The following is an 18,716-nucleotide window of genomic DNA, read 5'->3' as shown; positions in this document are numbered from 1 at the left end:
CGCAAGATGGTAAAAATGCAGCTGATATGAGTCGCCCGGCATGACCGCTCTCTTCGACAAGTTCGCCAACCAGCTCGACTGGAACCTGCTGCGCACCTTCATGGTGATCGTGCAGGAGCGCAGCATCACGCTGGCCGCCCACCGCCTGTCGGTGACGCAGCCCTCGGTCAGCGCGGCGCTGCGGCGCCTCGAAGAACGGCTGGAGCGGCGCCTGATCGAACGCGGCGGCGCCGCCGCGTTCCAACCCACTCCCGCCGGTGAAGTGCTCTACCGCCATTGCGCCGACATCTACGGCATTGTGACCGCCCTCCCGAACGCGCTGGACGCGGCCCACGCCGAGGTCCAGGGCATCGTCACATTGCACCTCAGCGGCCACATCCACTGGCCGGAACTGCCCGGCCTGATCGCCGCCTACCGGCAGGACTATCCGCTGGTGCGATTCCGCTTCAGGCGCGGCACCTGCGATGACATCCTCAGCCAGCTGGCCCAGAAGAATGCCGCCCTGGGGGTGGTGTCCGCGCACGACGCTCGTCCCGTGCTGGTGCAACGCAAGCTGTTCGACCAGGAAATGGGCCACTACGTCCGCGCCCCCGCGTCCACCGACGACCCGCGCGCCGCGCCGGTGCTCGGCTACGAAGGCGAGCAGGCCGGTTCGCCCCTGGCCGCGCTATCCATGCATCGCATCCGCGCCGGCCTGGAAGGGCCCACCGTCGCCGAAACGCCAGACTGCGAAGCGCTGGCGGCCCTGGTGCGCGCCGGCGCCGGCATCGGCGCACTGCCGCGCCGCCAGGCGGCACAGGACATCAGCCTGGCCGAACTTCCGCTCGCACCAGTGATCCTGCCCGTCTATCTGGTGCGCCACGAGCAGGGCGCCTTGAGTCCCGCGGACCAGAGTTTCCTGCAGTACCTGGACGCGCACGGCGGCGGCGCCTGAGACGCTATCCGGCGCATGCGTCCGGACGACGAAAGAACGCGCCGCCAGGCCCGCGCGGCGAGGACGGCGCAGTATCATACGGCGATGGCATTTCCCCGGCTCCCGCCCCCTCCCACGCTGACCGACACGGTCGCCAAACGCCTGCTCGCCGAGATCGACGCGGGCCGCGTGCCGCCCGGCGAAAAACTGCCCACCGAAAGCGCCCTGGCCGAACAATTCGGTGTCAGCCGCACGGTCATCCGCGAAGCGGTGTCACGCCTGCGGCAGGATGGCATCGTGGAGGCGCGGCAAGGCAGCGGCGTGTATGTCACCGGCCATGCCGGCAACCGCGCCCTGCGCATCGACGCGGCCGATCTTTCCTCGCTGGACGCGGTGCTGCATATCGTGGACCTGCGCCGCGCGCTGGAAACCGAGATCGCCGCGCAAGCCGCGGCAATGCGCAAGAAGCAGGACATGGCCGAGATCGATGCCGCCCTGGCCGCCATTTCGCAGGCGGTGGCAAACGGTGGCGACGGGGTGCAGGAAGACGTCGCCTTCCATCGCAGCATCGCCCGCGCCACCGGCAACCCCTATTTCCTGACCACCCTGGCCTTCGTCAGCCAGTTCCTGGAAGCCGCCACGCGCGTCACACGCGCCAACGAGGCCCGCCACGCCAGCCTGATGCGCGCCGTGCTGCAGGAACATGCCGCCATCGTCGAGGCCATACGCAACAAGGACGTGGACGGGGCGCGCGAGGCCGCGCGCATCCACATGCTGAATGCCGCCAAACGGCTGAGCCAGGCGCACCGCTGACCTCGCAGATCCTGCGCGGCAATAGCGCCGCGCATTGCCGACCGGGGCCGAAGCGCACAGGCAGAGGCTGCGACGGCAGCCTAGCCGAACGCCTTGACGAAGAAGTCCCGCGTACCGAAGTTGCCCGACTTCAGCGCGATGCTGATCTCCCCTTGCGCCGCGGGCGCGTGGCCGGCACACCAAGGCACGCCGGGATCGATCTGCTCGCCGATGGCGATCTGTTCCAGCCCCAGCGCCTGCACCACCGCCCCCGAGGTTTCTCCGCCCGCCACGATCAACTGGCGCACGCCGCGTTCGACCAGCCCGACCGCGATGCGCGCAATGGCATCCTCGATCATGGCGCCCGCGCGCGCGGCGCCCAACGCGCCCTGCGCCTGCCGCACCTGCTCGGGCTGCGCCGTGGAATAGATCAGCACGGGGCCGTGCGCCAGGCGCGCGTCGGCCCAGGCCAGCGCTTCGCCCACGACGTCCTCGCCCGCCGCCAGCCGCAGCGGATCCAGTGCCAAGGCCGGCCGGCCGTTTTCGATGAACGCCGCCACCTGCGCGTTGGTAGCCGCCGAGCAGCTGCCCGCCACCACCGCCTGCAAACCCGGCGCGCGCGGCTGTCGCGCCTGCGCGGAAGCAGCCGTCAGCCCCCAGTTGCCCGGCAGGCCGATCGCCACGCCCGAGCCCGCCGTCACCAGCGGCATGCCAGCAAGCGCAGGCCCCAGCGCCAGCAGATCCTCATTGGACACGGCGTCCACGATGGCGATCTCCATGCCCTGCTCCTTCAACGCCTGGATGCGGGCGCGGATGCTCTCGCTGCCGCGCGCCACGACGCTGTAGTCGATCAGCCCGACGCGGCGCGAGGTCTGCGCGGATAGGACGCGCACGAGGTTCGGATCGGTCATCGGCGTCAGAGGATGGTGCTGCATGCCGGATTCATTCAGCAGCACGTCGCCCGCGAACAGATAGCCTTTGAACACCGTGCGCTTGTTGTCCGGAAAGGCCGGCGTGGCGACGGTGAAATCCGTGCCCAGCCGCGCCATCAGCGCATCGGTGACCGGCCCGATATTGCCCGCGGGCGTGCTGTCGAAGGTGGAGCAGTACTTGAAGTAGATCTGTTCCGCACCCTGCGCCCGCAGCCAGTCCAGCGCCGCCAGCGACTGCGCCACGGCCTCGGCCGCCTGCAAGGTGCGGGTCTTGAGCGCGACCACGGCGGCGTCGGCGCCGCCGCGCAAGGGTTCGCCCGGTATGCCTATGGTCTGCACGGTGCGCATGCCGGCCCGCACCAGGTTGTTGGCCAGGTCGGTGGCGCCAGTGAAGTCGTCGGCGATGCAGCCCAGCTTGATGCTCATTTCGCCTCCGGCAGGGATATTCCCGGGAATATCTTGATCACCGCGCTGTCGTCCTCGCGGCCGTGGCCGGCGCTGGATGCCTGCATGAACATCTGGTGCGCGGTGGACGCCAGCGGCAGGGGAAAGCGGGTGTTCCTGGCGGTGTCCAGCACCAGGCCCAGGTCCTTGACGAAGATATCGACGGCGGACAGCGGCGTGTAGTCGCCCGCCAGGACGTGGGCCATGCGGTTCTCGAACATCCAGCTGTTGCCGGCGCTGTGCGTGATCACGTCATACAGGGCGTCAGCGTCCACCCCTTCGCGCAAGCCCAGCGCCATGGCTTCCGCCGCCGCGGCGATGTGCACGCCCGCCAGCAGCTGATTGATGATCTTGACCTTGCTGCCCGCGCCGGCACGGTCGCCCAGGCGATAGACCTTGCCGGCCATGGACTCCAGCACCGCGCCGCAGGCTTCATAGGCGGCCGCGCGGCCGGCGGTCATCATGGTCATCTCGCCCGACGCCGCGCGCGCAGCGCCGCCGGAGATGGGCGCATCCAGGTACAGGATGCCCTGCGCTTCGAGCGTCGCCTCCTGCGCGATGGACCAATTGGGATCCACGGTGGAGCACATCACGAACACCGTCCCCGGGCGCAGCGCGGCGGCGAGGGCGCCCTCGCCATACAGCACCGCTTCAGTCTGCTGGGCGTTGACGACCACGCTGACGACGATGTCGCAGGCGGCCGCCAGGTCCGCCAGGGTGGCGCAGGCCACGCCGCCTTGCGCCGCGAACGCCGCGCTGGCTTCGGGTCGGATGTCGTACACATGCACGTCATGGCCGGCCCGGCGCAGGCTTTGCGCCATGCCCGCGCCCATGGCGCCCAGGCCGATGACGCCGACGCGCCGGGGTGCTGCTTGGAGTTTGCTCATGTCGTTCGCCATGTTGCGTAAGGATGGAATGCCGGCTGCACTCAGCGCGGCAAGTCGTCGGCCACATAGGCGCGGATGATGGCCGCGAAATCGGCGTCGCCGCGCAGACCCAGGCTCTCGGCCCGCGCCGTGTCCCAACGGCCCGGCCAACTGCCCACGATACGTTCGACGCGCTCGTCCGGCTGCCAGCCGACGCGGTCGGCAACCTCGTCCCCGGCGACTTCACGCAGCGCCTGCACCATCTCCGCCGCCGTGACCGACACGCCCGGCAGGTTGATGGGCGCGCGGTCCGCGACCGCGGCGGCGGCCAGCTCGCAGCCGGCGATCAACGCCTGGATCGCTCCGCGCGGCGACAGCAGCCACAAACGCGTGTCGGCGCGTACCGGGCAGGTCGCCGCCATGCCGTTCAGCGGTTCGCGGATGATGCCGCTGGCAAACGATGAAGCCGCCGCATTGGGCCGGCCCGGACGCACGCTGATGGTCGGCAGGCGCAGCACGCGCCCGTCCACGTAGCCGCGCCGCGTGTAGTCCGCCAGCAGCAGTTCGGCGATGGCTTTCTGCGTACCGTAGCACGATTGGGGATTGAGCGCGGTATCGTCCCGCACGATGTCGGGCAGCGCACCGCCATACACCGCGACCGAGCTGGTGAAGATCACCCGCGGCTGGTGGCCCAGGGCGCGGCAGGTCTCCAGCAGCGCCCGCGACGCGTCCAGGTTGATGCGCATGCCCAGGTCGAAATCCGCCTCGGCCTGGCCGCTGACGATGGCCGCCAGATGGAAGATGGCACGGGTATCCGCGCCGATGGCCTGTTGCAGCACCACCGGATCGGCGATATCGCCCACCTGCGTCCGTATGCGCGGATCATCCGGACCCGGAGCCTGCACGACATCCAGAAGATCGATCTGCGTGATGGCTTCAGGCTTGCCGCCGGCCAATGCCAGCGTGCCGCGCTCCAGCAGCGTGCGGGCCAGGCGCTGCCCCAGGAATCCGGCGCCGCCGGTGATGAGTATCTTCATGTCGCGGTATGTCCCGTGTGAGTCAGGTAGGGCCGGGCCCAGCCCAGCCCGGCGGAGGTGCCGGCCCGCGGGCGGTATTCGCAGCCGATCCAACCCGCATAGCCCAGCGCGTCGATCTGCTCGAACAGATAGGGATAGTTCAGCTCGCCCAGGTCTGGCTCGTGGCGGTCGGGCACGCCGGCGATCTGGATGTGGCCGATGGCGGCCATGTCGCGCTTGAGCTTGACCGCAATATCGCCTTCCACGATCTGGCAGTGGTAGATGTCGAATTGCACCTTCAGATTCTCCGCGCCGACCTCGGCGCAGATGGCCTGCGCCTCGTCCTGCCGGTTGAGGAAGAAGCCCGGGATGTCGCGCGGGTTGATCGGTTCTATCAGCACGGTGACGCCGGCGGTTGCGGCGGCGCGCGCAGCCCACGCCAGGTTTTCCAGATAGATCGCGCGATGCGCGGCGCGGTCCTGCCCGGGCTGGATCAGCCCGGCCATGACGTGCAGCTTGCGGTTGCCGAGCGCGACGGCGTACTCCAGCGCCAGGTCGACCCCGCGCCGGAACTCGCTTTCGCGGCCGGGTAGCGAAGCCGTGCCGCGCTCGCCCCCCGCCCAGTCCCCCGGCGGCGCATTGAACAGCGCCTGGGTCAGTCCCTGCGCCTGCAACCGCGCCTTGAGTTCGGCGGCGGCAAATTCGTAGGGAAACAGGAACTCCACCCCCATGAACCCATCCCGCGCAGCCGCGGCAAAGCGGTCCAGAAAGGGATGCTCGGTGTACATCATGCTCAGATTGGCGGCCAGGCGCGGCATTGCGATTCCTTGGTTCAGTAGCGGGCGCCGAACACGGCCCGCAGTTCGTCGAGCGCCTCGGCGCCCAGCGGCTCGGGCCGGGGATCGCTCATCAGCCACAGGCGGGCGGTTTCTTCCAGTTCTTCCAGCGCGTAGGAGGCATGCGCCACGGAGCGCTCCCACACCACCGGCCCCAGGCGCTCGAACAGCGCTCCGCGCACCTGGCCGGCCACGCCTGCGACCTGGGCGGCGGCTTGCGGATCGCCCGGGCGGCGATAGGGAATCAGCGGAATTCTGCCGACCTTCATGACCTGATAAGGCGTGATGGGGGGCAGCACTTCATCCGGCCGCCATACGCCCGCCAGCGTCAACGCCACCAGATGCGTGGAATGCGTGTGCACGATGCCGCGTGCGCCAGGGCTGGCCTGATAAATGCCGCGATGCAGCTCCAGCGTCTTGGACGGCTTGCTGCCCGACACGTGCCTGCCCGCCGCATCCACCTTGGAAAGCTCGGCGGGATCCAGCCGGCCCAGGCAGGCGTCGGTAGGCGTGATCAGCCAACCGTCATCCAGGCGGGCGCTGATGTTGCCCGCGGCGCCCACGGTGTAGCCGCGGTTGTAGAGGCTGGCGCCGACGGTGCAGATCTCTTCGCGGATGCGGGATTCTTCGGTCATGGACGCCCGCCAGTCGCGGCACGGGCGAACATGCAAAGGGGAAATGCTGCGAGCATGATGAGCTTTCCTTCAACCATTGAAGTCATATGGTCATCATACAAATTTATCGAAAAGAGCAGTGCCAGGGTAAATACTGAGCAGAGAGCGCTGCGGCCGGACGCCAGCCCGGCCGCAACACGCTCAGTCTTTCGGCTTGGCGCCCAGCTCCACGCCAGCCAGTTGCTCGGACAGGCGCGCCACGGCGGTGTGGTCCTGCCCCTTGCCCAGCGTCTTGCCGGCCGAGGCCCACAGTTCGCGGCAGAGCGAGGCGAACGGCGTGGGCGTGCCGGTATCGGTCGCAATGCCCATCGCAATCCCCAGGTCCTTGACCATCAGGTCCAGGCCGAAACCGGAATTGAACTGGCGCGACAGCACGAATTGCTTGAACTTCTTCTGGGTCGAATTGTTCATGCCGGTGGAGGCATTGAGCACATCCACGATCACATTCGGATCCAGGCCGAACTGCTGGCCGATCAGCATGGCCTCGACGCCGATCAGAAAGCCGCCGGCCGACACCAGATTGTTCAAGGCCTTCATGGCGTGGGCGCTGCCCACCTCACCCACCGCCGTGATCGAGGTACCCATGCTGGACAGGGCCGGACGCACCCGCTCCAACGTCGCCGCGGGCCCGCCGTACATGATGGCCAGGTCGCCCGTGCCGGCACGCTGCACGCCACCCGAGACCGGCGCGTCGACCATGACGCCGCCGGCGGCTGCCACGGCCTGCGCCAGGCGCTGCGTGTGCGCCGGCACGCCGGAACTCATGTCCACGACGACAGCACCCGGGCGCAAGCCCGCCAGCACGCCCTGCTCGCCGCCCAGTACCTGCTCGACGATCGCGCTGGTGGGCAACATGGTGAAGATGATGTCGGACTGCGCCGCCAGTTCGGCGCAGGTGGCGGCGGCCTGGCCGCCCACTTCCTGGGCGAACCTCGCGGCCTGGCCCGGCACGGCGTCGAACACCGTCAGGGCGAAGCCGGCCTGCGCCAGCCGGGCGGCCATCGGCCAACCCATGCTGCCGATGCCGATCAGGCCCACCCGTTCCTGCTGCGCGCTCATGCCTGCGGCTCCTTGAAGGCGCCCTCTTCTTCCAGCACCTGGTTGGCGACCTTGAATGCATCCAGGCCGGCGGGGATGCCGCAGTAGACCGTGGCTTGCAACAGGATTTCCTTGATCTCTTCGACCGTCACGCCGTTGTTCAGCGCCCCCTTGACGTGCAGCTTGATCTCGGCCGGCCGGTTCAGCGCCGTCAGCATGGCCAGGTTGAGCATGCTGCGGGTCTTCTTTTCCAGCCCTGGGCGACCCCAGGTGTAGCCCCAGCACCACTCGGTGGTGATGTTCTGAAAGGCCATCATGAAGTCGTTGGCGCGGGCCAGGGAGCCGTCCACATACTCGGTGCCCAGCACTTCGCGGCGCAGGTTCAGGCCTTGGTCGAACAGCGCCTGGGTTTCGGATTTGATGTCTGCCATGAGTTCCTCTTTGTGATGGGGTGACGGGCTGCGGATCAAGCTGCCGCCCGATCCATTTTGTCTGATTGTTAGTCAATTTTCCGGAAATCGTCAATAGTCAGATTGTCAGACAATCTTCTTGACTGCTTAAAATTTGAGCACAATAATGTGCCGCAGAGCGCCGGGCCGGCAGCCTTGCGCCACACCCGAAAAAAGCCAGGAGACAGACATGACAAAACCCCAACAGGCCATGCGCCGCGGGCGCAGGGAATTCGTCGCTGGATTGGGCGCAGCCGCACTGGCCGCCAGCTTGCCGGGCCGCGCGCTGGCCGCGCCGTCGGAAATCAACGTCGGCGTCATCCTGCCGTTGTCGGGCGCCAACGCCCAATTCGGCATCAACTCGCGGCAGGGGCTGGAACTGGCCGCCGACGAGATCAACGCGGCCGGCGGCATCAAGGCCATGGGTGGGGCCAGGCTCAAGCTGATCATCGCCGACGCCACCTCTCAACCCACCACCGCTGCCACGGTGGCGCAACGCCTGATCACGCAGAACCGCTGCGTGGCAATCATCGGCGCCTACGCCTCGTCGTTGACGCTGGCCATATCGGAAGTGACCGAGCGCCGCGGCATCCCGTTGCTCACCATGTCGTTCTCCGACGTGCTCACGGAACGCGGTTTCAAGCACATCTTCCAGGTGGTCTCCAAGGGTTCGGTGCTGGGCCGCGCACAGTACGACTATGCGGCGTCGGTCGTGGCGGGCGCCTCGGACATCAAGAAGATCGCGCTGCTCTACGAAGACACCGCCTACGGCACCTCGCAGGCGGTCGGCGTGCGCAACGCCGCCAAGGCCGCGGGCACGCAGATCGTGCTGGACGAGGCCTACCCCCTGGGCATCACCGACGTCACGCCCCTGATCAGCAAGCTGCGGGGATCGGATGCCCAGATCGTCTTCCCGATCTCCTACCTGAACGACAGCCTGCTGATCATCCGCGTGATGCGGCAGCAGCGCCTGACCGTGCCCATCGTGGGCGGCGCGGCGGGCTATGTCATTCCCGACTTCGCCAAGGCCCTGGGCCAGTATTCCGAGGCCGTGCTGTCGATAGCTCCGGCCAACTACGACCAGGCGCCCGAATACACCGAACGCTACCGCAAGCGCTTCGGGACCTTCATGCCGCATGAGGCGCTGGAGCACGCCGTGTGCGCGGGCGTGCTGGCCCAGGCGCTGGAAGTCGCCGCTTCCGACAAGCCGGAAGCGGTCTCCCAGGCCCTGCGCGCGCAGAAGTACGACCAGGGCTGGGCCGGCGTAATGTCGGGCGGCGGCGTGCATTTCGACGCCAGCGGCCTGAACACCATGGCGCAACCCATCATGGTCCAGTGGCAGAAAGGCGAACTGGTCTCGGTCTGGCCGCAGGAGCTGGCCAAAGGCCGCGTCATCGCGGCCTCCTGAGTCGGCGCGGAGAACGGTCATGCAATTCCTACAGGCATTGGTCGACGGCATTCTGCTGGGCGGAGTCTACGCGGTCATCTCCATCGGGCTCACGCTCGTCTTCGGAGTGGTCTCCATCGTCAACTTCGCCCAGGCGGAATTCCTGATGGTGGGCATGTTCGTGGCGTACTTCGCCTGGAAGCTGCTCGGGCTGGATCCCTTGCTGGGGTCGCTGCTGTCATTCGCGGTGGCCTTCGTGCTGGGCGTGCTGACGCAGAAGTACCTGATCAACCGGGTGCTGAAGGCGCCGGCGGTGGCGCAGATCTTCCTGACGGTGGGCCTGCTCATCGTCATGGAGAACCTGGCGCTGATCCTGTTCGGTTCCGAGTTCCGCTCGGTGCAGACGCCCTACCAGATGACGGCGCTGGCCGTAGGCCCCATCCTGCTCAGCGCGCCCTACCTGCTGGCCTTCGCGGTCGCATCGGTGGCGGGCCTGGCCCTGTGGTGGGTGCTGAAGAAAACCTGGTGGGGCATGGCGGTGCGCGCCACCGCCCAGGATCCCATGGCCGCCCGGTTGTCCGGCATTTCCACGCACCGCGTGCACCAGTTGGCGTTCGGGCTGGGCGTGGGCATGACGGCGTTGGGCGGCGGCATCATCCTGCCCTACCTGACCGCCTCGACCACCGTCGGCGCGCAGTTCAGCGTGCTGATGTTCACCGCGGTGGTGCTGGGCGGACTGGGCAGCGTGATAGGCGCGGTGGTGGGCGGCGTGGCGGTCGGCGTGATCCAGTCGCTGTCTTCGCTGGTGCTGCCGATGCAGCTGCAAAACCTGGCGCTGTTCGCCATCTTCATCCTGGTGCTGGCCGTGCGCCCGGAAGGTCTTTTGAAAAGGGCGGGCTGATGGCTCAGAACCGACAAATCCTGTTGTGGGCGCTGCCGCTGGCGGCAGCCCTGATCGCGCCGTGGCTGATGGAAGACCAGGGTTACGGCATCCGCGTCATGACGCTGGTGCTGTTGTTCGCCGCCATGGGCCAATCCTGGAACATCGTGGGCGGACTGGCCAACCAGATCTCGCTGGGACACGCGGCCTTCTTCGGACTGGGCGCCTACACCTCGACCTTGCTGCTGATGCGCTACGGCATCTCGCCGTGGCTGGGCATCGTCGCCGCCATGGCGGTCGCCGCGGCCGCGGGCGCGCTGCTCAGCCTGCCGACCATGCGCCTGCGCGGGCACTACTTCGCGCTGGCCACGCTGGCCTTTGGCGAAGTGCTGCGTGCCATCGCCAACACCTGGGCCTCCGTGACGGGAGGCCCGGTGGGCGTGTCGATCCCATTCTCGGAAGGCCTGGCGCAGATGCAGTTCAAGTCCAGCATCCCGTACTACTACCTGATGCTGGGAGCCGCGGTGATCACCTCCACCGTGTTCGCGCTGATCAGCCGTTCACGCCTGGGCTACCGCTTGCGCGCGGTCAAGGCCAATCCGCAGGCCGCCGAGGTGATAGGCGTGAACACCGCCAGGACCCGCATCCTCGCGGCCGTCATCTCCGCCGCGCTGATGGGCGCCTGCGGCACGCTGTATGCGCAGTTCATCTACTTCTTCGACCCGGACACGGTCTTCTCGCTGGTCGGGATTTCGGTGCGTGTCGCGCTGATCTGCATCATCGGCGGCGTGGGCACCGTGGCCGGTCCGCTGATCGGCGCGCTGGTCATCATCCCGCTGGAAGAAGTGTTCAACGATTGGCTGTCGGGCCACACGGCGGGCGCGTCGCAGCTGGCTTTCGGGCTGATCCTCATCGCCATCATCCTGATCGAGCCGCGCGGCCTGTCGGCGCTTTGGACCCGGCTGCGCAACCTGACGCGAGGCCAGCATGCCTGACATCCTCAAGGTCTCCCATATCCAGCGCCGTTTCGGGGGCCTGAAAGCCGTGGACGACGTGTCGTTCAACGTGGCCCGCGGCGACATCCTGGGCCTCATCGGCCCCAACGGCGCCGGCAAGACCACCCTATTCAACCTGCTCGTCGGGCTGTATCGCGGCAACGGCGGCCGGATCGAGCTGGAAGGCCGCGACATCAGCGGCCTGCGGCCCCACCAGATCGCGGCGCTGGGCATGACCAAGACCTTCCAGAACGTGGCGCTGTTCCCCGAAATGACGGTGCTGGACAACGTGCTGGTCGGCGGACTGCTGCGACATGACGTGGGCCGGGCCCGCCGGCTCGCGTTGGAAAACCTGGATCGCGTCGACTTGGCCGGCATCGCGCGCAAGCCCGCCGGCGAGCTTTCGTTTCCCGAGCAGGCGCGGGTGGAGCTGGCGCGCGCCCTGTGCACCGATCCCAAGGTGTTCCTGCTGGACGAGGTGATGGCGGCGCTGAACGAATCCGAAATGGACGCCCTGCTGGACCTGATCCGCACCCTGCGCGACGAATCCGGCATCACCTTCATCGTGGTGGAACACCATATGCGCGCCATCATGCGCTTGTGCAACCGGATCCTGGTGCTGTCGTTCGGCCAGAAGATCGCCGAGGGCAGCCCGGCGCAGATCGCGGCCGATCCCACTGTGATCGAGGTCTACCTGGGCAAGTCGTTGGAACAGGTGGAGGTCCCGGCATGAGCCTGTTGCAGATCCAGGGGCTGACCGCCGCCTACGACCGCAGTCCGGTGCTGCGCGACATCACGCTGGATGTCCCCGCCGGCGGCTTCATCGCCGTAGTCGGGGCCAACACGGCCGGCAAGAGCACGCTGCTGCGCTGCATCTCCGGCCTGCTGGACAAGGTCGGCGGCAGCGTCAAGTTCGACGGACAGGAAATCCTGCGCCTGGCGCCGCACCGCATTCCCGAACTGGGCATCGCCCACGTGCCGGAAGGCCGTCACGTCTTTCCGGAAATGACGGTCGAAGAAAACCTGTACCTGGGCGGCTACACCCGCCGCCGCGACATGACGGCAGTCAGGCGCGGCTGCGACAGGATCTACACCCTGTTTCCACGGCTGCGGGAACGACGCCGCCAGCAGGCCGGCACGCTTTCCGGCGGCGAACAGCAGATGGTGGCCTTCGGCCGCGCGCTGATGCTGGAACCCCGGCTGTTGCTGCTGGACGAGCCCAGCCACGGCCTGGCGCCCAAGATCGTCGAGGAAATGCACCAGGCCATGGTCGACATCCACCGCAGCGGCCTGACCATTCTGCTGGTGGAGCAGAACACGCGCCTGGCGCTGTCGGTGGCCGAGTACGCCTACGTGCTGCAGTCGGGCTCCCTGGTGCTGTCCGGTCCCAGCGGCGAACTGCTGGAAGACAGCCGCGTGCGCGCGGCCTACCTCGGACTGTAGCCATGGCCCGCCGACGGGATATATTGCGTCTTTACGTAGACACGGCGGTTCGCCGCGGCGCGGCCATGAGCCCTCGCCGACGCGCGGACTTGCCGCCAGGATAAGCGAGAGACAACCATGGCCAGCCCGACAGGCGCGGTATTCGAGAAACCCGGCACCCTGCGCACCCGCGTGGAGGAATTCCTGCGCGCGTCCATCATGGACGGACGGATCAAGGGCGGGGAACGCCTGCGCGAACAAGAATTGTGCGATCAGCTCGGTATCAGCCGCAGCACCCTGCGCGAAGCGCTGCGCACGCTCGAAGCCGAACGCCTGATTTCCATCGAACCGCATCGCGGCCCCACCGTCGTGCGCATCACCGAAAAGGCCGCCCGCGACCTCTACGCCCTGCGCGCCCTGCTGGAAGGCTATGCCGCGCATGAATTCGCGCGGCTGGCGAGCGACCCCGACGTCGAACGACTGCGCAAGGCGGTGGATGCCCTGCACCGCCAGGCCAAGGGCAGCAACAAGTCGGCCCTGCTGGCGGCCAAGCGCGATTTCTACGACGTGCTGCTGAGCGGCTGCGACAACGATCTGGTCAAGGACATGCTGCCGGGCCTGCTGTCGCGCATCAACCTGCTGCGCGCCACCTCGTTCGCGCGCGCTGACCGCCTGCCGGAAAGCATGGCCGAAATCGATCTGATCTTCGAGCGCATCCAGGCTCGGGACCCGCAAGGCGCGCAAAGCGCGGCGCAGAGCCATATCGTGAACGCGCAACGCACCGCGCTCGAAGTGCTCAAGCGCCAGCAACAGGAGACATCCGACAGTGAAGGCGATCGTCCAGAAACTAAAGGCCGGGGCAGCCCTGGCGCAGCAGGATAGCGAATTCATCTTGGCCGCCCGCGGCCTGCCCTGCGCCATCTGGCTGCAAGCAGGCCCCGGACCGGATGAAAAGATAGCGGCCTGGGCCGGCCAGCCCGCCGCCCCCTCGCAATGCATCGTCGTCAGCGCTCCGCCCGAAACCTGGCACAAGCTGCTCAGCGACGCCCCGCCCCCGGGCTACCACTCCTTTACCGCGGCCCGCCGCCAGGCACAGGGCCTGCGCGTCACCGGCGATGCGCTGGCCGTCGCCCAGGCGTTGCACCCGCTCGAACGGCTGTTCGAGATCCTGCGCGGCCAACTCGCCGCCGCGCCCGAATTGCTGGACCGCAGCCCGATTACCGGCGCCTACGCCACCCTCGATATCGGCCCGGCCCGGACCTCCCTCTACTATGAAACCAGTGGACTCGACGCCGGACCGCCACTGCTGATGCTGCACACGGCGGGCGCGGACTCCCGCCAATACCATGCGCTGATGACCGACCCCGGGCTGCGCCGGCAATGGCGCATGATCGCCTTCGACATGCCCGGACACGGCCGCAGCATGCCCTTGCCGGGCCAGGCCTGGACCGAAGCGGGCCTGTCCCGAGACGCCTATCTACAGATCTGCCTCGCGGTGATCCGCCAGCTGGCGGGCGCGCCGGCCGTGCTGCTGGGCTGCTCGATGGGCGCGGCGATGGCGCTGGTGGTCGCCGCGCGCAGCCCCGCCGACGTGGCCGGCGTCGCCGCGCTGGAAGCGCCCTACAAGGCCGCGGGCCGGCGCACCCCGATGCTGTGCCATCCCCAGGTCAACCAGGCCGCGCACAACCCCGCCTACGTGCGCGGCCTGATGGGTCCGGCCGCCACCTTGCAGGCCCGGCGCGATGCGGCCTGGATCTACTCGCAGGGCGGCTTCAATGTCTACGCCAACGATCTTTGGTTCTACAGCGAAGACTTCGACGCCGCGACGCACCTGGCCGGCCTGAACGCCGACGCCTTCGGCATATCGCTGTTGACGGGCGCCTACGACTATTCAGCCAGCCCCGAGGATTCCCGCCGGGTAGCGGCCCTGATCCGCGGCGCGCGCTTTCAGGCCATGCCGGAACTGGGACATTTCCCCATGGTCGAGAACCCGCAACGCCTGCTGGACTATCTGCGGCCCGAGCTGGATCGCCTGCGCACTACCGGAGCCATCGCATGACGCTGCCCAATTACGAAGTCTATGCCCTGCGCTACGCCACGGTGGCGCGCAAGCGCAGCCAGAACTTCATCACGCCCCCGGACCCCCACGACGGCCCGATGCCGATGGACTATTTTGTCTGGGTCATCCGTAACGGCGCACGCGTCTACCTCGTCGACACGGGATTCAATGAAGAGGCCGCGCGGGCCCGGGGCCGCGAGTTCCTGCGCTGCCCGATAGACGCGCTGGAACAGCTGGGCATCGCGCCCGCCGACGTCCGCGACGTCATCGTCACGCATCTGCACTATGACCATGCCGGCAACATCCGCAAGCTGCCGCAAGCCCACCTGCATCTCCAGGAAAGCGAGCTGCATTACGCCTGCGGCTGCAATATGCGCTTCGACATGCTGCGCCATGCCTATGCGGTGGAAGACGTGATCGACGTAGTGCGCGGCGTGTACGACAAGCGCGTGGCGTTCTACCACGGCCACGACGAGATCGCGCCAGGCCTGCAACTGCTGCACATCGGCGGCCACACGCGCGGGCTGCAGGCCGTGCGCGTGCACACGACGCGCGGCTGGATGGTGCTGGCCTCCGACGCCAGCCACTACTACGACAACATGGGGCGGGACGCGCCGTTTCCCATCGTCGACAACGTTGCCGACATGCTGGCGGGCTACGAGATCCTGCTTAAATTCGCTGAGTCTCCGGACCATATCGTGCCGGGACACGATCCTCAGGTCAGGACGCGGTATCCGGGCCTGGCTGGCATGGATACCGAAGTTGTCGCGCTGCATCTGGGTGGCGCCGGCAAGCATCCCTGATGCGCGGTCGCTCCAGGCGCCGCCGCCGGGCAAACTCACAGATCCAGCGGCCGCATCGCCTCGTCCACTTCCTCGCCAGACAGGTCTTGCACGATCAGGACCATGGCGCCCGGCTGCACCCCACCTTCCGGCAGGGCGACGGGCTCGGGCGTTGCAAACACGTGCCGCACGCCGTGCACCGCGCGCAGGGTGCCATCCGTCCAGCGCAGCAAGCCCTTGGCACGCAGCAGACGGTCGCCGATATGGCGCTGCATATGCCGGGTCCAGCGCGCATATTCCTCCCAGCCTACCGGCCGGCTCTGCGGGAAGGCGTAGGACACGATGCCGTAGCGCAGCACATGCGCCAACGGCCCTGCGGCGAGCGGCGCCGCGGCGGTCAGCTCGGCTGCGTCCAGATGCTCAGGGCGCAGCCCGTCGAACAGTGCCGGCGCATCCTCGTCCACGGTATCGGGCGACACCGCGCGGATGGGCGCGCTGGCGTTATAGCCGCGCAACGCAGACCGTAGCGCCTCGATGGCGGTCTCATCGGCCAGATCGGTCTTGGTCAGCGCGATCCGGTCGGCGATGGCGATCTGGGTACTGGCTTCGCGATAGGCGTCCAGCGTCACCATGCCGTGCAACGCGTCGGCCGTCGCCACCACCCCGCCGAAACGGTAATGGCGGGCGATCAGCGGATCCGCCGCCAGCGTGTTGATGACCGGGCAGGGATCCGCCAGCCCGGACGTTTCCACCACCACCCGCGTAAAAGCAGGAATCTCCCCGCGCTGGCGCCTGTAATAGAGCGACTCCAGCGTGTCCTGCAGCGAACTGGTGGCCGCGCAGCACAGGCAGCCCGAATCCAGCAACACCACGTCGCTGTCGTCGGCGCGGCCCACCAGCATATGGTCCAGGCCGATCTCGCCGAACTCGTTGATGATCACCGCCGTGTCGGCAAAACGCGGGCTGCGCACCAGGCGCGACAGCAGCGTGGTCTTGCCGCTGCCCAGGAAGCCCGTCAGCAAATAGACCGGCAGCGGTCCGGCGGCAGTCACGGCCATGGCGCGCGCTCCCTGCCGCGCTTCAGGCCTGGTCCGCGCCGGCGGGCGCGGGCAGGTTGCGCAGGTAGTCCTGCACCTCGCGCGACGGAATCACGTCGGCGTACTTGCAGTTCAGGTCGAACAGGCTCATGGCATGGCTGGCCTGGAAGCGGTCGAACGCGGCCTCTTCGGGGATGATGACCTTGAAGTTGTACGAATAGGCGTCCACCGTGGTGGCGCGCAGGCACCCCGACGAGGTGCAGCCCACCAGGATCAGCGTGTCCACGTCGAGAAAGTTCAGGTGGCTCATGAAGATGGTGCCGAAGAAGCAGGACGGCTTCTGCTTGGTGATGCGGATGTCCTGCGGCCGCGGCGCCAGCGGCTCCACGGTCTGGGTGGCGTGGGTATTGGCCAGCACGGTCTTTTCACCGCCGCGATGGTTCTTGCCCACCTGCACGCCGCTATCCAGCAAGTCGGCGCGGCGGCCGCTTTCGGTATAGAAGACCGGAATGCTCTTGTCGCGCGCCAATTCCAGCAGCGGCACGATATGCGCGACCGCGTCCCAGGCTTCGCGGCCGCAGTGGGTGCGGTACTGCTTCAGGCCTTCCAGGATGTCTTCGGGCGTGTCGCCGCAGAAGTTGTACTGCACGTCGATGATGAACAGGGCCGGACGCTTGCCGAAGCCGCCGCGTTTGCCGTAGCCGGCTTGCGCCAGTACCTGCTTGTCGCGCTCGGTCAGAAAATCGTCCCAGATTCGCTTGGTTTCGCTCATGGTAATGCCTGCCAGAAAGAGAGTAGGTTCAGTTCAAAGACGCTTGAGATAGCGGCCGCCCGGGTTGCTGCGCGCGGCATCGGTGATGCGGCCGTCCAGCGCCACGGTGCGCCCGCGCACCAGGGTGCGCACGGGCCAGCCCTTCAGGGTCATGCCCTCGTAGGGCGAGTAGTCGGAATTGGATTCGAGCGTGGCGGGATCGACGGTGCGCTCCAGGTCCGGGTCCACCAGCACCAGGTCGGCGTCCTTGCCGATCTCGATGCTCCCCTTGCCGGGCATGCGATAAATGCGGGCGGAGTTTTCCGTGCAGACCTTCATCAGGGTTTCCAGCGGCACGCCACGGCGGTGGTAGCCCTCATGCAACAGGACCGGCAACATCAGGCCGGTGCCAGGGAAGCCGTTGCTGGCGGCCCAGATGTCCGTGTCCTTGGTGGCGCGCTTGCGCGGCACGTGATCGGTGCCGATGGTGGTGACGGAACCGTCCAGCACGCCTTCCCACATGGCGTCCACATCGCTTTGGCCGCGCACCGGCGGGTTGACCTTGGCATAGGTCCCGGCAGGCGATTCTTCATTCAGGAACAGGTAGTGCGGGCAGGTCTCGACGTAGATGGGCGGCGCGTCCGGCGTGCGGCGGTGGCGCCGCGCCTCGTCCAGCGCTTCGCGGCTGCTCAGGTGCACGATGTTGACCGCGGCGCCGGTCTTGGCCGCGAAGTAGCAGACGCGGTGCACGTTTTCCGCTTCCAGGAAGTCCGGGCTCTGTTCGTTCCAGGCCTTCAGGTCGTCGCGGCCGGCGGCGCGCAGCGGGTCCCGCAGGACCGGAATCACTTCGACGTTTTCGCAGTGCACGCCCATGATCGCGCCGGGGATCGCGGCGGTGGCGCGCAGCGCCGAATACAGCAGGCCGTCGTCAATGTCGGTAAAGCCCTTGGACAGGCCCGCCGCGCCCTTGTACATCATGTAGAGCTTGTAGGAATTCACATTGAAGCGGCGCGAGATTTCCTCCAGCGTCTCCACATGCAGATTGCTGGTGATGCCGAAATGGAAGCCGAAATCCACGCAGCTTTGCGACAGGGCGCGGTCGCGCACCTTGTCAAAGGATTCACGGATGTCCGCCGAGCGATGAAACGACAACACACTGGTGGTGCCGCCCAGCGCGGCGAAGCGCGACTCGGTTTCGAAGTCGGTCTCGGGCGAGCCAAAGCCGAAATGCACGTGCGGATCGATCAGTCCCGGCAGTACCCACAGCCCTTGGCAATCGATGGTCTCGCGAGCTTCCAGCGGCGTACCCGGCTCGGCAATGATGGCGATGCGGCCATCGATGACGCCAAGCACGCCTTCGGTCAAGCCCTGCTGCGGCAAAAACAGTCTTGCATTGGTGAGTAGCAGATCCAGCATGATGTCGTGTGTCCTGAGTGATGCGCG

The 18,716-nt window shown here is 67.4% G+C and carries 20 protein-coding genes; 10 read left to right on the top strand and 10 right to left on the bottom strand.

The genetic code is table 11. The features are described from left to right. Positions 1–40 precede the first annotated feature (40 nt). The gene (locus IPU70_RS13450; RefSeq protein ID WP_207467926.1) at positions 41–934 is read left to right on the top strand and encodes a LysR family transcriptional regulator; all 894 of its coding nucleotides are present in this window, start codon (positions 41–43) and stop codon (positions 932–934) included. An 84-nt stretch (positions 935–1,018) separates the two neighbouring features. Then, complete coding sequence (locus tag IPU70_RS13445; protein ID WP_207467925.1) at positions 1,019–1,726, top strand: FadR/GntR family transcriptional regulator; 708 nt, start codon at positions 1,019–1,021, stop codon at positions 1,724–1,726. Between the two features lie 80 nt (positions 1,727–1,806). Here IPU70_RS13445 and otnK read toward each other — a convergent pair whose 3' ends face one another. The 7 genes from otnK to IPU70_RS13410 form a co-directional block, all read right to left on the bottom strand. Further along, entirely contained in the window at positions 1,807–3,063 is a 1,257-nt protein-coding gene (gene otnK / locus IPU70_RS13440; RefSeq protein WP_207467924.1) for a 3-oxo-tetronate kinase, read from the bottom strand. Next, positions 3,060–3,980 carry an L-threonate dehydrogenase gene (ltnD, locus tag IPU70_RS13435; protein WP_371818935.1) on the bottom strand — a complete coding sequence of 307 codons (921 nt, stop codon included), beginning with the start codon at positions 3,978–3,980 and terminating at the stop codon, positions 3,060–3,062. The genes otnK and ltnD overlap by 4 nt, the downstream gene beginning before the upstream one ends. A 29-nt stretch (positions 3,981–4,009) precedes the next feature. Further along, positions 4,010–4,984, bottom strand: coding sequence for a D-erythronate dehydrogenase (gene denD / locus IPU70_RS13430; RefSeq protein WP_207467922.1), 975 nt, complete (start codon positions 4,982–4,984; stop codon positions 4,010–4,012). Beyond that, on the bottom strand, positions 4,981–5,781 hold the full coding sequence (gene otnI / locus IPU70_RS13425) for a 2-oxo-tetronate isomerase (protein WP_207467920.1): 801 nt from the start codon (positions 5,779–5,781) through the stop codon (positions 4,981–4,983). Before otnI ends, denD begins: the two co-directional genes overlap by 4 nt. Before the next feature lie 14 nt (positions 5,782–5,795). Continuing rightward, positions 5,796–6,434, bottom strand: coding sequence for an aldolase (locus IPU70_RS13420; protein WP_207467918.1), 639 nt, complete (start codon positions 6,432–6,434; stop codon positions 5,796–5,798). A 180-nt stretch (positions 6,435–6,614) separates the two neighbouring features. Continuing rightward, entirely contained in the window at positions 6,615–7,532 is a 918-nt protein-coding gene (locus IPU70_RS13415) for an NAD(P)-dependent oxidoreductase (RefSeq protein ID WP_207467917.1), read from the bottom strand. Then, positions 7,529–7,942: a carboxymuconolactone decarboxylase family protein gene (locus IPU70_RS13410; RefSeq protein ID WP_207467916.1), complete on the bottom strand. Its 414-nt coding sequence runs from the start codon at positions 7,940–7,942 to the stop codon at positions 7,529–7,531. The genes IPU70_RS13415 and IPU70_RS13410 overlap by 4 nt, the downstream gene beginning before the upstream one ends. A 208-nt stretch (positions 7,943–8,150) precedes the next feature. Here IPU70_RS13410 and IPU70_RS13405 point away from each other — a divergent pair, with 208 nt between their 5' ends. From IPU70_RS13405 to IPU70_RS13370, 8 genes are all read left to right on the top strand, one after another. After that, positions 8,151–9,368, top strand: coding sequence for an ABC transporter substrate-binding protein (locus IPU70_RS13405; protein ID WP_207467915.1), 1,218 nt, complete (start codon positions 8,151–8,153; stop codon positions 9,366–9,368). A 19-nt stretch (positions 9,369–9,387) separates the two neighbouring features. Then, complete coding sequence (locus tag IPU70_RS13400; protein ID WP_042796183.1) at positions 9,388–10,248, top strand: branched-chain amino acid ABC transporter permease; 861 nt, start codon at positions 9,388–9,390, stop codon at positions 10,246–10,248. Further along, complete coding sequence (locus tag IPU70_RS13395; RefSeq protein WP_207467914.1) at positions 10,248–11,222, top strand: branched-chain amino acid ABC transporter permease; 975 nt, start codon at positions 10,248–10,250, stop codon at positions 11,220–11,222. Before IPU70_RS13400 ends, IPU70_RS13395 begins: the two co-directional genes overlap by 1 nt. Continuing rightward, positions 11,215–11,955, top strand: a complete 741-nt coding sequence (locus IPU70_RS13390) for an ABC transporter ATP-binding protein (RefSeq protein WP_207467913.1) — start codon at positions 11,215–11,217, stop codon at positions 11,953–11,955. Before IPU70_RS13395 ends, IPU70_RS13390 begins: the two co-directional genes overlap by 8 nt. Continuing rightward, the gene (locus tag IPU70_RS13385; RefSeq protein WP_207467912.1) at positions 11,952–12,665 is read left to right on the top strand and encodes an ABC transporter ATP-binding protein; all 714 of its coding nucleotides are present in this window, start codon (positions 11,952–11,954) and stop codon (positions 12,663–12,665) included. Before IPU70_RS13390 ends, IPU70_RS13385 begins: the two co-directional genes overlap by 4 nt. Before the next feature lie 117 nt (positions 12,666–12,782). Further along, positions 12,783–13,526 carry a GntR family transcriptional regulator gene (locus tag IPU70_RS13380; protein ID WP_013396596.1) on the top strand — a complete coding sequence of 248 codons (744 nt, stop codon included), beginning with the start codon at positions 12,783–12,785 and terminating at the stop codon, positions 13,524–13,526. Beyond that, complete coding sequence (locus tag IPU70_RS13375) at positions 13,471–14,703, top strand: alpha/beta fold hydrolase (RefSeq protein ID WP_207467911.1); 1,233 nt, start codon at positions 13,471–13,473, stop codon at positions 14,701–14,703. Before IPU70_RS13380 ends, IPU70_RS13375 begins: the two co-directional genes overlap by 56 nt. Then, positions 14,700–15,506, top strand: coding sequence for an N-acyl homoserine lactonase family protein (locus IPU70_RS13370; protein WP_207467909.1), 807 nt, complete (start codon positions 14,700–14,702; stop codon positions 15,504–15,506). The genes IPU70_RS13375 and IPU70_RS13370 overlap by 4 nt, the downstream gene beginning before the upstream one ends. Positions 15,507–15,541: 35 nt before the next feature. Here the strand turns inward: IPU70_RS13370 and IPU70_RS13365 are convergent, their stop codons facing one another. Genes IPU70_RS13365 through IPU70_RS13355 form a run of 3 tightly spaced genes read right to left on the bottom strand, consistent with a single transcriptional unit; the run spans position 15,542 to position 18,689 of the window. Continuing rightward, positions 15,542–16,543: a GTP-binding protein gene (locus IPU70_RS13365; protein WP_207467907.1), complete on the bottom strand. Its 1,002-nt coding sequence runs from the start codon at positions 16,541–16,543 to the stop codon at positions 15,542–15,544. A 22-nt stretch (positions 16,544–16,565) separates the two neighbouring features. After that, the gene (locus IPU70_RS13360; RefSeq protein ID WP_207467905.1) at positions 16,566–17,294 is read right to left on the bottom strand and encodes an isochorismatase family protein; all 729 of its coding nucleotides are present in this window, start codon (positions 17,292–17,294) and stop codon (positions 16,566–16,568) included. Between the two features lie 33 nt (positions 17,295–17,327). Then, positions 17,328–18,689, bottom strand: a complete 1,362-nt coding sequence (locus IPU70_RS13355) for a dihydroorotase family protein (protein ID WP_207467903.1) — start codon at positions 18,687–18,689, stop codon at positions 17,328–17,330. Positions 18,690–18,716: the final 27 nt, after the last annotated feature.

The sequence above is a fragment of the Achromobacter sp. SD115 genome, from assembly GCF_017355315.1.
GTDB classification, from domain to species: domain Bacteria; phylum Pseudomonadota; class Gammaproteobacteria; order Burkholderiales; family Burkholderiaceae_B; genus Achromobacter; species Achromobacter xylosoxidans_B.
This window is presented reverse-complemented; position numbering and strand designations above follow the sequence as displayed.

Coding starts and splice junctions, on each gene's coding strand:
- IPU70_RS13405 (WP_207467915.1), top strand. CDS start 8,151: ATGACAAAACCCCAACAGGCCATGCGCCGCGGGCGCAGGGAATTCGTC.
- IPU70_RS13365 (WP_207467907.1), bottom strand. CDS start 16,543: ATGGCCGTGACTGCCGCCGGACCGCTGCCGGTCTATTTGCTGACGGGC.
- IPU70_RS13400 (WP_042796183.1), top strand. CDS start 9,388: ATGCAATTCCTACAGGCATTGGTCGACGGCATTCTGCTGGGCGGAGTC.
- IPU70_RS13355 (WP_207467903.1), bottom strand. CDS start 18,689: ATGCTGGATCTGCTACTCACCAATGCAAGACTGTTTTTGCCGCAGCAG.
- IPU70_RS13370 (WP_207467909.1), top strand. CDS start 14,700: ATGACGCTGCCCAATTACGAAGTCTATGCCCTGCGCTACGCCACGGTG.
- IPU70_RS13385 (WP_207467912.1), top strand. CDS start 11,952: ATGAGCCTGTTGCAGATCCAGGGGCTGACCGCCGCCTACGACCGCAGT.
- IPU70_RS13390 (WP_207467913.1), top strand. CDS start 11,215: ATGCCTGACATCCTCAAGGTCTCCCATATCCAGCGCCGTTTCGGGGGC.
- IPU70_RS13420 (WP_207467918.1), bottom strand. CDS start 6,434: ATGACCGAAGAATCCCGCATCCGCGAAGAGATCTGCACCGTCGGCGCC.
- IPU70_RS13445 (WP_207467925.1), top strand. CDS start 1,019: ATGGCATTTCCCCGGCTCCCGCCCCCTCCCACGCTGACCGACACGGTC.
- ltnD (WP_371818935.1), bottom strand. CDS start 3,980: ATGGCGAACGACATGAGCAAACTCCAAGCAGCACCCCGGCGCGTCGGC.
- IPU70_RS13360 (WP_207467905.1), bottom strand. CDS start 17,294: ATGAGCGAAACCAAGCGAATCTGGGACGATTTTCTGACCGAGCGCGAC.
- IPU70_RS13410 (WP_207467916.1), bottom strand. CDS start 7,942: ATGGCAGACATCAAATCCGAAACCCAGGCGCTGTTCGACCAAGGCCTG.
- IPU70_RS13450 (WP_207467926.1), top strand. CDS start 41: ATGACCGCTCTCTTCGACAAGTTCGCCAACCAGCTCGACTGGAACCTG.
- IPU70_RS13380 (WP_013396596.1), top strand. CDS start 12,783: ATGGCCAGCCCGACAGGCGCGGTATTCGAGAAACCCGGCACCCTGCGC.
- otnK (WP_207467924.1), bottom strand. CDS start 3,063: ATGAGCATCAAGCTGGGCTGCATCGCCGACGACTTCACTGGCGCCACC.
- IPU70_RS13395 (WP_207467914.1), top strand. CDS start 10,248: ATGGCTCAGAACCGACAAATCCTGTTGTGGGCGCTGCCGCTGGCGGCA.
- IPU70_RS13415 (WP_207467917.1), bottom strand. CDS start 7,532: ATGAGCGCGCAGCAGGAACGGGTGGGCCTGATCGGCATCGGCAGCATG.
- denD (WP_207467922.1), bottom strand. CDS start 4,984: ATGAAGATACTCATCACCGGCGGCGCCGGATTCCTGGGGCAGCGCCTG.
- otnI (WP_207467920.1), bottom strand. CDS start 5,781: ATGCCGCGCCTGGCCGCCAATCTGAGCATGATGTACACCGAGCATCCC.